Source organism: Kribbella sp. NPDC051718, from assembly GCF_040681515.1.
GTDB lineage: Bacteria > Actinomycetota > Actinomycetes > Propionibacteriales > Kribbellaceae > Kribbella.
Window position 1 is genome coordinate 753,707 of the sequence record NZ_JBFAYZ010000003.1, and the last position, 13,199, is coordinate 766,905.

Annotated in this window: 13 protein-coding genes and 1 pseudogene; 7 read left to right on the plus strand and 7 right to left on the minus strand. The window is 68.0% G+C overall.

From position 1 onward, the window contains the following. Positions 1 to 4 precede the first annotated feature (4 nt). Together AB0M15_RS15140 and AB0M15_RS15145 are read left to right on the plus strand one after the other, a co-directional pair. Positions 5 to 463, plus strand: coding sequence for a MarR family transcriptional regulator (locus AB0M15_RS15140; RefSeq protein ID WP_363818157.1), 459 nt, complete (start codon positions 5 to 7; stop codon positions 461 to 463). A gap of 236 nt (positions 464 to 699) precedes the next feature. Beyond that, positions 700 to 1,383, plus strand: a complete 684-nt coding sequence (locus tag AB0M15_RS15145) for a GNAT family N-acetyltransferase (RefSeq protein ID WP_363818160.1) — start codon at positions 700 to 702, stop codon at positions 1,381 to 1,383. Here AB0M15_RS15145 and AB0M15_RS15150 read toward each other — a convergent pair. Next, on the minus strand, positions 1,348 to 2,148 hold the full coding sequence (locus AB0M15_RS15150; protein WP_363818163.1) for an SDR family oxidoreductase: 801 nt from the start codon (positions 2,146 to 2,148) through the stop codon (positions 1,348 to 1,350). The genes AB0M15_RS15145 and AB0M15_RS15150 overlap by 36 nt on opposite strands. A gap of 167 nt (positions 2,149 to 2,315) precedes the next feature. Between AB0M15_RS15150 and AB0M15_RS15155 the strand changes: the two are divergent. The 3 genes and pseudogenes from AB0M15_RS15155 (at position 2,316) to AB0M15_RS15165 (ending at position 5,273) form a co-directional block, all read left to right on the plus strand. Further along, positions 2,316 to 3,158: pseudogene (locus AB0M15_RS15155) on the plus strand (helix-turn-helix transcriptional regulator). 19 nt (positions 3,159 to 3,177) lie between these two features. Then, positions 3,178 to 3,687, plus strand: a complete 510-nt coding sequence (locus AB0M15_RS15160; protein ID WP_363818166.1) for a MarR family transcriptional regulator — start codon at positions 3,178 to 3,180, stop codon at positions 3,685 to 3,687. Further along, positions 3,687 to 5,273 carry an MDR family MFS transporter gene (locus tag AB0M15_RS15165; RefSeq protein WP_363818169.1) on the plus strand — a complete coding sequence of 529 codons (1,587 nt, stop codon included), beginning with the start codon at positions 3,687 to 3,689 and terminating at the stop codon, positions 5,271 to 5,273. The genes AB0M15_RS15160 and AB0M15_RS15165 overlap by 1 nt, the downstream gene beginning before the upstream one ends. 3 nt (positions 5,274 to 5,276) lie before the next feature. On the opposite strand, the gene AB0M15_RS15170 is transcribed toward AB0M15_RS15165, so the two are convergent. Next, positions 5,277 to 6,539, minus strand: coding sequence for an MFS transporter (locus tag AB0M15_RS15170; protein ID WP_363818171.1), 1,263 nt, complete (start codon positions 6,537 to 6,539; stop codon positions 5,277 to 5,279). 16 nt (positions 6,540 to 6,555) lie between these two features. Next, a complete protein-coding gene (locus AB0M15_RS15175) occupies positions 6,556 to 7,143 on the minus strand; it encodes an ArsR family transcriptional regulator (RefSeq protein WP_363818174.1) in 588 nt (195 codons plus the stop codon). Positions 7,144 to 7,217: 74 nt separating this feature from the next. Between AB0M15_RS15175 and AB0M15_RS15180 the strand changes: the two genes are divergently transcribed. Together AB0M15_RS15180 and AB0M15_RS15185 are read left to right on the plus strand one after the other, a co-directional pair. Further along, positions 7,218 to 7,724, plus strand: coding sequence for a sigma-70 family RNA polymerase sigma factor (locus AB0M15_RS15180; RefSeq protein ID WP_363818176.1), 507 nt, complete (start codon positions 7,218 to 7,220; stop codon positions 7,722 to 7,724). Then, positions 7,717 to 8,316, plus strand: coding sequence for a hypothetical protein (locus AB0M15_RS15185; protein WP_363818179.1), 600 nt, complete (start codon positions 7,717 to 7,719; stop codon positions 8,314 to 8,316). Before AB0M15_RS15180 ends, AB0M15_RS15185 begins: the two co-directional genes overlap by 8 nt. On the opposite strand, the gene AB0M15_RS15190 is transcribed toward AB0M15_RS15185, so the two are convergent. The 4 genes from AB0M15_RS15190 to AB0M15_RS15205 all read right to left on the minus strand — a co-directional run bounded on the left by AB0M15_RS15190 (position 8,313) and on the right by AB0M15_RS15205 (position 13,198). After that, positions 8,313 to 9,254: a GNAT family N-acetyltransferase gene (locus AB0M15_RS15190; protein WP_363818182.1), complete on the minus strand. Its 942-nt coding sequence runs from the start codon at positions 9,252 to 9,254 to the stop codon at positions 8,313 to 8,315. The genes AB0M15_RS15185 and AB0M15_RS15190 overlap by 4 nt on opposite strands. Beyond that, positions 9,254 to 10,207, minus strand: coding sequence for a GNAT family N-acetyltransferase (locus AB0M15_RS15195; protein WP_363818185.1), 954 nt, complete (start codon positions 10,205 to 10,207; stop codon positions 9,254 to 9,256). Before AB0M15_RS15195 ends, AB0M15_RS15190 begins: the two co-directional genes overlap by 1 nt. An 80-nt stretch (positions 10,208 to 10,287) precedes the next feature. Further along, the gene (gene dacB / locus AB0M15_RS15200; RefSeq protein ID WP_363818188.1) at positions 10,288 to 11,874 is read right to left on the minus strand and encodes a D-alanyl-D-alanine carboxypeptidase/D-alanyl-D-alanine-endopeptidase; all 1,587 of its coding nucleotides are present in this window, start codon (positions 11,872 to 11,874) and stop codon (positions 10,288 to 10,290) included. Between the two features lie 112 nt (positions 11,875 to 11,986). After that, the gene (locus AB0M15_RS15205; RefSeq protein ID WP_363818190.1) at positions 11,987 to 13,198 is read right to left on the minus strand and encodes a hypothetical protein; all 1,212 of its coding nucleotides are present in this window, start codon (positions 13,196 to 13,198) and stop codon (positions 11,987 to 11,989) included. Position 13,199: the final 1 nt, after the last annotated feature.

Consider the following 13,199-nt stretch of genomic DNA (forward strand, 5'->3'; position numbering starts at 1 on the left):
CGACATGGTCACCGAGAACAGCCAGCGGCTGGTCGCGGACGTCGAGCACGAACTGTCCAACCTGTTCCGCCGGTCGCGCTCGGCCCAGATGATGATGGCCCGTCGCGTCCACCCCGAGATGGACGCGGCCGGCTATGCGCTGATCTCGCAGATCGAGTTCGGCACCGCTTCCGGTCGTACCGGCGTACGCGCCTCCGACGTCGCCCAAGCGCTGGGCCTCGACAAGTCGACCGTCAGCCGCGGCCTCACCCAACTGGAAACCCTCGGCCTGATCGAGCGAGTCGGCGACCCCGACGACGGCCGAGCCCGCCTGCTCCGCCTCACCGAAACCGGCGCCGAACGCTTCAACGCCATGCGCATCCAGCGCCAGGCAGAGTTCCGCGCCATCCTCGACCGCTGGGAAACCCCCGACCTAGCAGCCCTGGCCCGCCTCCTGGCCCGCCTGAACCTCGACCTCAGCTAGCGGCTGTACCAAGCAACTGGCAGTAGTGGGCTCGGGCGGCGCTGAACCCGCTGGGGCTGAGCCCGGCTCAGCTGCCCGACGGCTACCACTGCCTGTTCTTCCGTACGCTGGTGCGTCATACCACGAGTGGATCGTCGCCTGCACGGATCCGGCCGCGGGAGCCAAGGGGCTGAGTGGCTCGCTGAGGGCCAGGCTGACTGGGCGGGCGACTGGGGTGGGCTGCCTATAGTCGCGGCGTGGACAACGTTTTGGACAATCCGGTGTTGAGTTCGTTGGTGGGGGCTCATCGGGAGTTGGCGATTGCGGCTGGGCGGGTGGCTCGGTATCCGGTGGAGGTGTCGCCGTTCATGGGGATGCCGGCGGACGCCGATGAGGCTGACTGGGAGCAGTTGGCGGGGTTGGCGGGGGATGACGCCATCGTGCTGGTGAACGGGCCGGAGCGGTGGCCGGTGGGGATCGAGGAGGTCCGTCGGTTCGCGGTCCTGCAGATGGTTGCTTCTGATGAGCTGACGTTTCGGCCAGCTGATGACGTGGTGATCGAGCGGCTGGGTGCGGCGGATGCGGTGGAGATGCTCGACCTCGCCCAGCGGACCGAGCCGGGGCCGTTCGGGTTGCGGACCGGCGAGCTCGGTGCGTACTACGGGATCCGGGACGGCGACAAGCTGGTCGCGATGGCGGGGGAGCGGATGCGGCCGGCCGGGTGGACCGAGATCAGCGGAGTCTGCACGGACCCGGCGTACCGGGGCCGTGGACTCGCTGGGGTGCTGATGGAGCGGGTGTTCCGAGGTGCGCTGGAGCGTGGGGATCGGTCGTTCCTGCATGTCTTCGAGGGGAACGCAGGAGCGATCCGGCTTTATCAGGCGATGGGTTTCACGATCAGGCGATCAGTGGTTGTCGGGAGCTACCGCAAGGTCGCCTAGGCGGGTTCGCAGGGCGTTTCCGATGCCGTCGATCGCGTCCTGGCCGATGGGTAGGCGGAGGGGCGGCTCGGGCATGGTGGCGACGGCGAGGATGCCGTCGGCGACACTGTTCGGATCACCGAGCGCCTCTGAAGGCAGCTTGGAGATGTGGTCGAGGAACGCGCCTACAGTCGGCAGATAGACCTCGTCGGGCGCGACGACGTGTGCCGAAGTGGTGAACTCGGTCGCGAAGGTGCCGGGCTGGATGATGGTCACCTTGGCGCCGGTCGGTGCGAGTTCCAGTGCGAGCGCTTCGCTGAACAACTCCACGGCGGCCTTCGACGCGGAGTACAGACCAGACGACGCCCACGCGAAAGATCCGATCAGCGACGACAGTTGGATGATGCGGCCTTGCGACGCGCGGATCGCCGGCAGCGTCGCCCGTAGTACCGCGAGATTGGCGAGCACATTGGTGTCGAAGATCGCCTTCGCAGCCTCCGCGCCCGTCTGCTCGACCGACCCGAACAATCCGTAGCCCGCGTTGTTGACCACGACATCGAGACGACCGGTACCTTCGACAGCCGCAGCGATCACCTGCTCGGCGTCGGCCGCGGTCACGTCGAGCGCGATCGGGATCACTCGGCCAACCGGAGCCGAAGCGACCAGGTCGTCGAGGCGATCCTTGCGGCGACCGATCGCGATCACGTTGTTCCCGGCCGCGAGGACCCGGTCGGCGACGAGCCGGCCGAACCCGGAGGTGGCGCCGGTAATGAGCCATGTGGACATGTCAGGTCTCCCTAGTGATTGGTTGCGTACGGCATCGAGCTAACCCGCCCGATCGGCCTGCCAGGCGGTCGAAATCGGCCCGCCGGATCCTGGGACGCCGCTGCCTAGGACGCGGAGGGCCAGCTGCACGGCGCTAGGCAGCCGGGGGAGTGCGGCACCATGGGGAGATGACCCGGAACGAGGAGCTCGGTGACTTCCTGCGGGCGCGGCGCGCGGCGCTGGATCCGGCGACGCTCGGGATCGTCGACGAGCAGAAGCGCCGGATCCCAGGGCTGCGGCGCGAGGAGCTCGCCAGGTTGGCCGGTGTCAGCGTCGACTACTACACCCGGCTCGAGCAGGGTCGCCCGATCGAACCGTCCGACGCCGTGCTGGACGCGATCGCCGGTGCACTCCAGCTGGACCGGGCCGAACGCACCTACCTCCAGACAGTCGCCGTGCGGCCACGGCCGAGGACCCGATCCGGCCGGTCCGGACAGCTCGTCCGGCCGGGAGTCTTCGCGCTCATCGAGAGTCTCGGTGACAACCCGGCGTACGTACTCGGTCGGCGTACCGACGTACTGGCCGCGAATCGGGCGGCGCGGGCACTGCTCGCGGACTTCCCCGCGACGCCGGCCAAGCAACGCAACGCGGCCCGCTGGGTGCTGCTCGACGAGGCGGCCCGCTCGCTGTGGGCCGACGACTGGGAGACCGTCGTGGCCGAGCTTGTCGGCGCGCTCCGGATGGACGCGGCCCGCTACCCCGATGACCCCAAGACCGCGGAACTGGTCGGCGAGCTGTCGATCAAGAGCGAACTCTTCCGCTAGTGGTGGTCGAAGCAGAAGGTCGTCGAGTTCGCCCACGGCACCAAACACCTGCACCACCCACTGGTCGGCGACCTGACCGTCGAGTCCGAGGTGGTCACCTTCCCCGGCGACCCGGACCAGGCGCTGTTCATCTACCTCACCAAACCAGGCACCCCCAGCGCCCAGGCCCTCTATCCACTGACTCATATGGTTGCAGAAACCAACTAAATGTGTATATAGTTGGGGTATGCAACTAGTCCAGCAAGCCTCTGTCCCGGAGGTGGAGCGGGATACGCCGGCCCATGAAGTGCTCGACGGGGTCAGTTCGCTGATTCGGGCCGTGCGTTGTATCGAGCACCGGCACCTGTGGCCCGATACCGGACTGCGGCGTGCCGACGCGAGTGTGCTGAAGGTTCTGGCCAAGGACGGCGAGCAGCGCGGCGGTGAGATCGCCACCAAACTGGGGGTCGATGCCTCCGTGGTGAGCCGTCAGCTGACCGCGCTGGAAGCCGACGGCCTGGTGAGCCGTCGGCCCGACCCGGCCGACGCCCGGGTGTCCCTGATCCAGCTCAGTGAACGCGGCCGGGACCGCCTGCACGCTCTGTACGCCGGTTACGCCCGGCAACTCCGCTCCGCACTGGCGGACTGGGATGACGACGAACTGGCCGCGGCTGCCGCAACCCTGCGCCGCGTGGCCTCCGCCGTCACCGAGGCTGCCGAGTTCGCGAAGCACTCAAACCCCTCGACTGGAGACTGATGACTGTCACCGAGACCCGGCCGCAAGCGCCCGCTGCGCCGGAACTCACCCACCGCGAGATCCTCGAGATCCTGGTCGGGCTGCTCGCCGCGCTGTTCACGGCGATGCTCAGCTCGACCATCGTCAGCAACGCCCTGCCGACGATCATCGCCGACCTCGAGGGCTCCCAGACGCAGTACACCTGGGTGCTCACGGCCAGCCTGCTGGCCACCACGGTGTCCACCCCGATCTGGGGCAAGCTGTCCGACCTGATGAGCAAGAAGCTGCTCGTGCAGCTGGCGATCAGCCTGTTCGTGGTCGGCTCCGCCCTCGCCGGGATGTCGCACAACGTGCCGTTCCTGATCGGCGCGCGCGTCCTGCAAGGCCTCGCCATGGGCGGCCTGATGGCACTCGCCCAGGCGATCATCGGTGCGGCGATCCCGCCCCGCGACCGCGGCCGGTACTCCGGCTACATGGGCGCCGTGATGGCCGTGGCCACCGTGAGCGGCCCGCTCATCGGCGGCGTCATCGTCGACACCTCCTGGCTGGGCTGGCGCTGGTGTTTCTACGTGTGCGTCCCGCTGGCCGTGATCAGCCTGGTCATCCTGCAGAAGTACCTGCACCTGCCGCTGTTCAAGCGTGAGGTGAAGGTCGACTACCTCGGTGCCATCCTGATCAGCATCACCGCCAGCCTGCCGCTGCTCTGGGTGACCTTCGCCGGTCACGACTTCGACTGGATCTCTTGGCAGTCGTTCCTGTTCGTCGGCGGCACGATCGTCTTCGGCATCCTCACCGTGATGGTGGAGAACCGGGTCCGCGAGCCGCTCGTTCCGCTCAAGGTCGTCCGGCAGCGCACCACCGCGCTGGCGATCGTGGCCAGCATGGCTGTCGGCGTCGCGATGTTCGGCAGTGCGCTCTTCCTCGGTCAGTACTTCCAGGTCGCCCGGGGCTACAGCGCCACCGAGGCCGGGTTGCTGACCATCCCGATGATGCTCGGCTCGTTCATCGGCTCGGTCGGAGCCGGCCAGATGGTGACCCGGTTCGGCAAGTGGAAGCGGTACCTGATCATCGGCGGCGTCCTGCTCACCGCCGGCCTGGGCATCCTCGGCACCATCGACCACACCAGCCCGTACTGGTACGTCGGTCTCGGCATGCTCTTGATGGGCATCGGGATGGGCATGATGATGCAGAACCTGGTGCTCGCCGTACAGAACACCGTGGACGTCAGCGAGATCGGCGCCTCCAGCGCGTCCGTGGCATTCTTCCGGAGCCTCGGCGGTGCGGTCGGAGTCGCAGTTCTCGGGGCCGTCCTGGCCAGCCGGGTCAAGGACCTGCTCATCCAGGGTGTCCTGCACGGACCGGGTGGCGCGGCAGCGGCGGCCAAGCTGCAGGCCGGCGGTTCGGATGGTACGAGTCTGCTGGACGTCAACCACCTGCCCCCGCAGCTGGCTGAGCTCGTCCGGCAGTCGTACGGCGATGCCACCGGTCGCATCTTCCTGATCGCGGCCGCTTGTGCGCTGGTCAGCTTGATCGCGGTCCTGTTCATCAAGGAGATCCCGCTGCGCCGCACGGTCGCCAAGCTCGACGAGCCGGTCGAGCTGGACTGACCGTCAGATCGCCGGTGGTTCGAGGCCCTCGAGGTTGCGGGTCCGGATGATCGGGGAGGGAAGCAGCCACAGGACGGCGAGAAGGCCGCCGGCGGCGGAGATCAGCAGCGTCTCCCGGACACCCAGCCAGGTGCCCAGGAGACCGCCGATCACCGCGCCGAGCGGCCGTACGCCGTAGTTGATGCTGCTGAACGCGCCGGCCACCCGGCTGCGCATGTGGTCGTGAGTCACCGACGCCTGTAGGGAATTCAGCGGTATGTCGAAGCACATCACCGCGAACCCGCCGACGAACTCGGCCGCCGCGAGCGTTGCCGCCCGCACCCAGACCGGTCCGTCGGCGAGAACGGCGATCCCCAACGCGGCCGGGAAGACGACCGAGCCGAGCGCGATCAATCGCCCGGCACCGATCAGCCGGGCCAGCCGGTTCGCGGCGAGCGCTCCCACGAGCCCACCGCTGGCGCCGACACCGAAGGCGATACCGATGGTGCCGGCCGACAGACCCAGGTTGCGGCTGGCGAACAGCACCAGCAGCGCCAACCCGATCATGTTGAAGAAGTTCACCGTGGTCGCGCAGCCGAGGCTGGCGCGCAGATACGGATGCTTGAGCAGGTACTTCATCCCGGCCCGTGCCCTGGTCAGCAACGACTCCTCGCCGTCGTCGGCCGCGCCGGGCTCGACCTTCAGCCGGCTGACCTGGAAGGCGGAGAAGAGGAACGACAGGGCGTCGACGAGCAGCGCGATCGGTGCCGTCAGCCATTGGATCAGCAGACCGCCGACGGCCGGTCCGGCGATGAACGAGATCGATCTGGTGGACGCCAGCTTGCTGTTGGCTTCGAGGTACTGCTCGCGCTGGACCAGCCGGACGAAGAAGGACGCGTAGGCGGTGTTGAAGACGACGTGCGCGGTACCGGCCAGGATCGCGATCGCGTAGAGCTGTCCGAGGGTGAGGATGTCGAGCCAGTACGCGATCGGCAACGTCAACAGCAGGACTGTCCGGACGAGATCGGCCGCAATCATCAACGGCCGCTTGTCCCGATGCTGGTCGACCCAGGTCCCGATGAACAACGACGCAAGGTTCGGCAACCACACCGCCGCAGTCAAAAACCCAACCTGACTAGGCGAAGCGTTCAGCAGCGTCACCGCGATCAACGGCAACGCAAGCTCACTGATCCGATCACCGAACTCAGAAACACTCTGAGCCGACCAGAACGTTTTGAATCGCTTGTCTCGCCACAGGCTGGCGGCCGGCGGAGCGGGGATGGTCATGGCGGTCCTCACGAAATCAGGTGGTTGCTTCGGGCAACGTCATGCGGATGAGGCGGACTGGGTGGGCCTCGGTGGGGGCGCCGGAGTCGCCGCGTTGGACGTAGGGGGCCAGGAGGTCTTCGATGGCGTTCTCGATTGCCTCTGCTTCGGCGAGGGTGATGGTCAGGAGGGTGTTCGAGGAGCCGGTGGAGCGGGACCAAGCGGGGTCCAGAGCGGGCTCGGTGTCGGAGAGCCATTGCTGGACGTGGTCGAGCGCCTGGCTCATCATCTCGGTGCGCAGCATCCGGCCGGCCTCGGCGCCTTCGGGGGTCTCGGGCATCTCGAACCGGAAGCCGCGGGCGACCGCCTTCCACCAGCGCTGGCGCTTGTCGGAGCCGCCGTCCGGGGGAGGGCTGTCGCTGACCAGCCCGAACGATTCGAGATGCCGCAGATGCCAGCTCGTCACCGACGGCGAGGCGCCGACGTGCACCGACAACTGGGTCGCGGTGGCCGGTCCGTTCTTCTGCAGGTAGCTGAGTGCGGCGAGCCGGACGGGATGCGCCAACGCACGCATCGCCTGCGGGTCGGTGATCTCGAAATCGCCGTACGGATTTCTGAGAGACATGTTTCGAGAGTAATCTCTCACATCTCGATCCGGCAAGAGTGGAACCGAACAGGGGTGCAGCGCGTGTTAGGGGTGTGAGGGACGATCCGGCAACCGAGGTGGCAGCGCTCTACCGCCGTACCTGGCCACGCCTGATCGGCCTGCTCGTCTCGATCGGCGCCTCCCGGGCCGACGCCGAGGAGCTCGCCCAGGACGCGTACGTGAAGCTGCTCGACCGCTGGGACAAGATCAGCCGGTACGACGACCCCGACGCCTGGGTCCGCGCAGTCGCGGTGCGCGCGCTGGTGAGCCGGCTCAGGCGCCAGCAGGTGGCGACGCGGGCCTTGGCCAAGCTGACAGGCCGCGCTTCCGAAGTACAGGGTCCTGATGGGGATGCTGTGGACGTGGCCGCCGCGCTGGCGCGGATCACTCCGACGCAGCGGGCCGTGGCGGTCCTGTACTACGTGACGGACCTGTCGATCGAGCAGATCGCGGACGAACTGCAACTGCCGTCCGGCACCGTGAAGTCCCGGCTGGCCCGTGCCCGCCAGGCGCTCGCGCCGCTACTGGAGGTCGAGGAGGAGGTGCCTGGCCATGCCTGATCCGGAGACCGACCTGCTGACCGAGTACGTCGACGAGCGCACCCCCGAGGAGGCGCGTCCCTTCGAGTACGTCGAACGCGCCCTGCACCGCCGCCGACGCGGCCGGATCGTCATAGCCGTCGCAGCGGCCATCGGAGTCATCGGCGGCGCCGCAACGGTCACCGCCTTGAACCGTCCGCGTGCCGAGGACACCCCAACCGTGACCACCTCGACGCCCGCTCCCCGCGACCTGGACGTCGGCCCGCCGCCCCCACAGTTCAAGCAAGGCACCACCCTGCTCACCCTCGACCACGAACTCGAGGTCACCAGGGCCTATCCCGACCCAGCCACCCCGGACCGCCTGATCGTCGAAGCCACCCGAGGCGACACGGAGACCTGCGTTCCCCACGTAGTCCTCCGAGTCCTCGCCCAGGACGCCCAAACCATCCGCATCGCCGCCTACCAGTACTCCGTCCTTCCTCAGTCGGACGAAGGCATGCAGTGCTTCAGGCCAGAAGGCAAACCCTTCAAAGGCATCCTCGACCTGCACTGGGAACTAGCGACCCGCCAAGTCCTGGCCGGCTCCACTGGCAACCGCGTCGTCCTGAACTAGACCTGCAGCGTCTTCCGCCATCGGTCGGTGACGATGTCCGGCCGCATCCCGACGGACAGATAGAGTCCGAGGGCCGGTGTCGGGTTCGAGCTGTCCACGTGCAGCATGGTGCCGCTGAGGCCGGCCGCGGCGTCGATGGCGAACTGGTCCCGCAGCAGGTACTTCGCCAGCCCACGGCCGCGCGCCCGGGCCAGTACGCCGATCCGCCCGATGTACCCGCAGTTGTCGGAGTTCACGAAGTTGCGGTCGACCTCGCGGACCGCGACCGGCTCGCCGTCCAGGTCGAGCACGGTCAGCTGGGACCACTCGAAGGTGGACCGGGCTTCGCGGGCCGCCACCCACTTGTCGTACTCGGGCGGGCTCGACGACGGCTGGTCCTCGAACGCCTCAGCGATCAGCCGGTACGCCGTCCGCCGGGTGTCCTCGCCTGCCGCGCCGCTCCGAACCACGATCCCGGCTGGCGCGACAGGCCGGTCGATCGGCCCGCTGTGCGCGATCTTCATCCGCTGAATCGAGGTCTCGTGCGTGAATCCACGGGCGGCCGCAAGCTCGGCAAGCTGCTTGTCGGCGCCCAGCACCGCGATCCGCACCAGCTGCTCACTCAGACCGGCGTCTCGGCTCACCTCCGCCGCTCGGGCCACCGCGCGGTCGAACAGCCAGTCGGCCACGGACCGGTCGGCCGCGGTGAGCTCGATGCCGACGCAGTCCGGCCGTTGGACGACAGCCGCAGTACCGATGATCTTGTCGTCGGCGGAGACCAGCCAGGTGCCCGTGGCGAGGTCGAGCTGCGGATTGCGCAGGAAGTCGTCGACGCCTTCCGGGCTGTACTGATGAATGCCGATCAGTGCGACGCTGCGGGCAGCCAGATGCTGCTGGACCGCCCCAGCGTCTTCGAGCTGCATGGCGCGCCAGGTCGCGCCTGACGGCAGGCCAGTCATCAGGCAGTCGGCAGCGTGCGCCGCCAGACGTCGATGACCAGGACTGCCTGCATACCGACCGAAAGGTAGAGGCCCAGCGCGGGGGTCGGGTTGTTGGTGTCCACGTGCAGGATCGTGCCTGCCCGGCCGGCCGCGGCGTCAAGAGCGAAGGCGTCGCGGAGCAGGAACTTGGCGAGGCCGCGACCGCGCGCCTCCTCGAGCACGCCGAGCCGGCCGACGTAGTTGCAGTTCTCGTCCTCGACGAACTGGTCGTTGCTCTCGATGAACCCGACCACCTGCCCGTCCAGCTCCAGCAGACTCAGCTGCGACCAGTCGAAGGTCGACTGCGCGTCCCGCGCCGCGAACCACTCCTCGTACGACCGGGGAGTGAACCCGAACTGCCCGGTGAAGGTCTCCGTGAACACCGCGTGACCTGCGCGCCGAGTCTCCTCGTCAGGCGCGCCGCGACGAAGGACCACGCCTTCCGGTACCTCCGGCGCGGCGACTGGCTCGGTGTGATCGATGCGCATCCGGTGGTACGTCGTACCGGGCGTGAAGTCGTTGTCGGCAAGGAGTTCACGCTTGGCCGTGTCGGTTCGGTACACGCCGAGATCGAGCGATACCTCGGCCTGCCCGTGCTCGCGACCCAGCTCTTTGGCCCGCACGAGGATCTCGCCCAGCAGCCACTCGTTGATGGCCGGATCGGCGCTGTAGAGGTCGATGTCGAGCAGGTGGTGATCGCCCTGCCCGAAGACCGTCCCATAGCCGGTCAGGGTCTCACCGGTGAAGACCAGCCAGCCGTCCCGGTCGAGGTCGAAGCCGGGTTCGCTGAGCTCGTCGGCCATGTCGTCGAGGGTGAAGTCGGCCGACCCGATGGCGGCGAGGTTGCGGGCCGCGACCAGCTCGAAGATCGCCTCCGCATCGTCCTTGGTCGGCCGGCGGAAGGTGTGCCCCGTGGGCAGTGCGGCAGTCATTCCCTCATCGTGCTGAACGACTGCCGCACTGTCTATTTCATTAGTGATTCTTCAGATCCGTAAGCAATCCTGGTGCTGCCCTAACGACCCTTGATCCAGTCGTTGCCGGGGTCGCCCGGACCGGTGCCGTCGTCGCTCAGCTGTGCCTTGGTGGCGGGAGCGGGCTTGATCGCGGCGACCGGCGCCTGGTCGGTCCAGGAGGCGAGGGTGACGCCGACCGCGTCCTCGACCGAGCGCGGGCTGGTCAGGTAGTTGTCGGTGATCATCGAGAAGACCAGCTTGCGGCCGTCCTTGTTCGTCACGTAGCCCGACAGCGCCGTGACACCGGTCAGCGAGCCGGTCTTGCCGTGCAGGTTGTTCGCGGCCGGGGTGCCGGCCATCCGGGACCGCAGGGTGCCGCCGGTGAAGCGATCCGGATTGCCCGCGATCGGCAGCGCGTCGTACCACTGCTGGAACCAGGGCTCCTTCTGCGCGGCCAGCAGGATGTCGGTGACGCTCTTCGGGGTCACGTTCACCTTGCGGGACAGGCCGGAGCCGTCGGACAACCGGATCGTGGCGGTGTCCACGCCGACGCTCTTCGCGTACGCCGTGACGATGCCGAGGCCGGTCGGCCAGCTGCCGTTCGCCTTCGTCACGGCGCCCATCGCCTTGACCAGCGTCTCGGCGTGCATGTTGTTGGAGAGCTTGAGGAACGGGTTCATCAGCTCGCCGAGCGTCATCGACTCGTCCCGGGCGAGCTGCCTGGCCGCGGCCGGGGTCGCTGCCTCGCGGATCTTGCCGTCGACCTTGACTCCCTCGGCAGTGAGGGCCCGGCGGAAGACGTCAGCGGCGTACAGCGGCGGCTCCCAGACGGTGACCCAGGTCGAGCCGAGGGCGGCGCCGAGCGGTAGCGAGCCGGTGGCCCGGACGATGTTCGTGCCGTGGTCGCGCTCGATCGACAGCGTGCTGGCCGACCCGGCGGCACCGGTGGTGGCCGTGTTGATCAGCTTGAGCAGGCCGTTCGCCAGGCGGAAGTTGAGCTGGACCGGTGCTCCGGCCGTGGCGCCGGGCCGGCTCTCGACGATCGCCGTACCGGAGTCGAGGTCGCCGTTCGGGGCGAGTGTCAGGGCGGAGATCTCGGCGCTGTAGTAGAACGGCTCGTCGTCCCACGCCCAACTGTCACCCAGCCGCACCTTGTCGAAGTACGTGTCGTCGGCGATCAGATCGCCGTCTACCCGCTTGATCCCGGCCGCGGCGATCTGCTTGGCCAGTCCGACGTAGTCGCTCTCGAGTGCACTCGGGTCGCCGAAACCCTTCAGATAAAGGTCTCCCTGAAGCTTCCCGCTCTTCTTCACCGGCGCGGTCGCCAGTACGTCGGTATGGAACCGGAACCCGGCCCCGAGCGTGTGCATCGCGGCCGTCGAGGTGAAGAGCTTCGTGTTGGAAGCCGGCACCAGCCGCGACCCGCCGTTGCGGTCGTAGAGCGTCTCGCCGGTGGTCGCGTCCCGCACGACCAGCCCGACCTGCGACCCCTGGAACCGCGAATCGGTGAGCAACGTGTCGAGCTGTTGCTGCAACCCGGTCGCCTGCACCTGCTGTACTGCGGCCGGCGCGCCGGCCGACTGCCCGACCAGCCCGGCCGTCGCCGCCACGGCAGCTGCGACGGCCACCAGGCCGCGGCCGGACACTCTAGGTAATTTCCTCACAAGAACCCCTCAAGCTTCGGCGGAATCCAACTAACCCGGAGTCTCCATCGCGCTGCCCTTCCGGTCCAGTGATCATGCCCGATCGGTTGGGTCGTCAGAGGACGAACGCGTTGGTACCGGTGGCGGCCAGCAGGTACCAGGCCGTGGCGCCGGTGTGCAGCGACGCGTAGTACAGGTCGCCGAAGCCGGTGTCGAGGCCGTCGGACGAAGCTGAGACGATGCCCTTCCCGTCTGCGTTGGGGGCCCGGAGCTGAGCGTCGCGGAGGCTGGCCAGGTAGGTGTTGATCCGGGCCTGGTCGCCGGGAGCGCGACGGACCTTGAGCGCGGTGACCAGGTGGGCAGTGCCTTCGAACCAGACCTTGCTCGTGTCGGTGTTGCTGAAGCTGATACCGGTGAAGCCACCGTCGGTTGCCGCCAGGTTGGTGATCACCCAGTCGACGGCCTGGCTGTAGCGGGCGTCACGGGTGGCGAGGTAGGCCCAGACCTGGACGTCGGCGGGGATCGGGTAGTGGTTGATCGTCACGCCGTCGGGGTTGGTGCCGGTCCAGAGCATCCGGCCGGGGTTGTCCCACATCGCGCGGACGAAGGCGAACGCCTGCTTGGAACGGCTCGACCAGACCCGGTCGCCGGTCTGCTGGGCGAGCATCGCGAAGAACGCGCCGATATCGATGTTGTGTTCGGTCGCCTTGAAGGTGAGCGGCTGGTCGTCGGCGCTGCGGCCGCCGGTGTAGCCGGGGATGCCGGCCGATGACCAGGTCTTCGACTGGATCCAGTTCGCGGCGGTGAGGGCGCCGGTCAGGTACTTCCGTTGGCCGGTGCGTTGGTACAGGTGGCAAAGGGCCATGCCGACCCAGGCCTGGTTGCCGGAGTAGGCGGCGGGGGAGCCGATGTAGGGCGAGCCGTCGGCGGTGATCAGCGGGTTGGGCTGGTATGACGCCCGGGTCCGTCCGTCGCCGATCGGGTCGTGCTGCTGGACGTAGAGGAAGACGTCGCCAAGCATCTTGGCTCGCGTCAGTTGAGCTGCGGAGCCCTCGCGGATCAACGCCATGACGGTGAGGGCGTCGTCGTAGAGGAACGAGGAGACGAAGTTGAGGTCGGCGAAGAAGCCGCCGGTGTAGCTCTGCGGGACGCGCAGGGTGGTGCCGGTGCCGTACTGGTCGATCTTCTCGGCCAGGAAGGTGAAGGCAGCTGCCGAGGACTGGTCGGTCGGGCAGCGGGCGGCGAAGGTTGGCGGGACTGCTGCAATACCGGTGCCTAGGGCAACGAGTCCGCCGAGGACGGAACGGCGGGTGGGATGGTGGGCCATG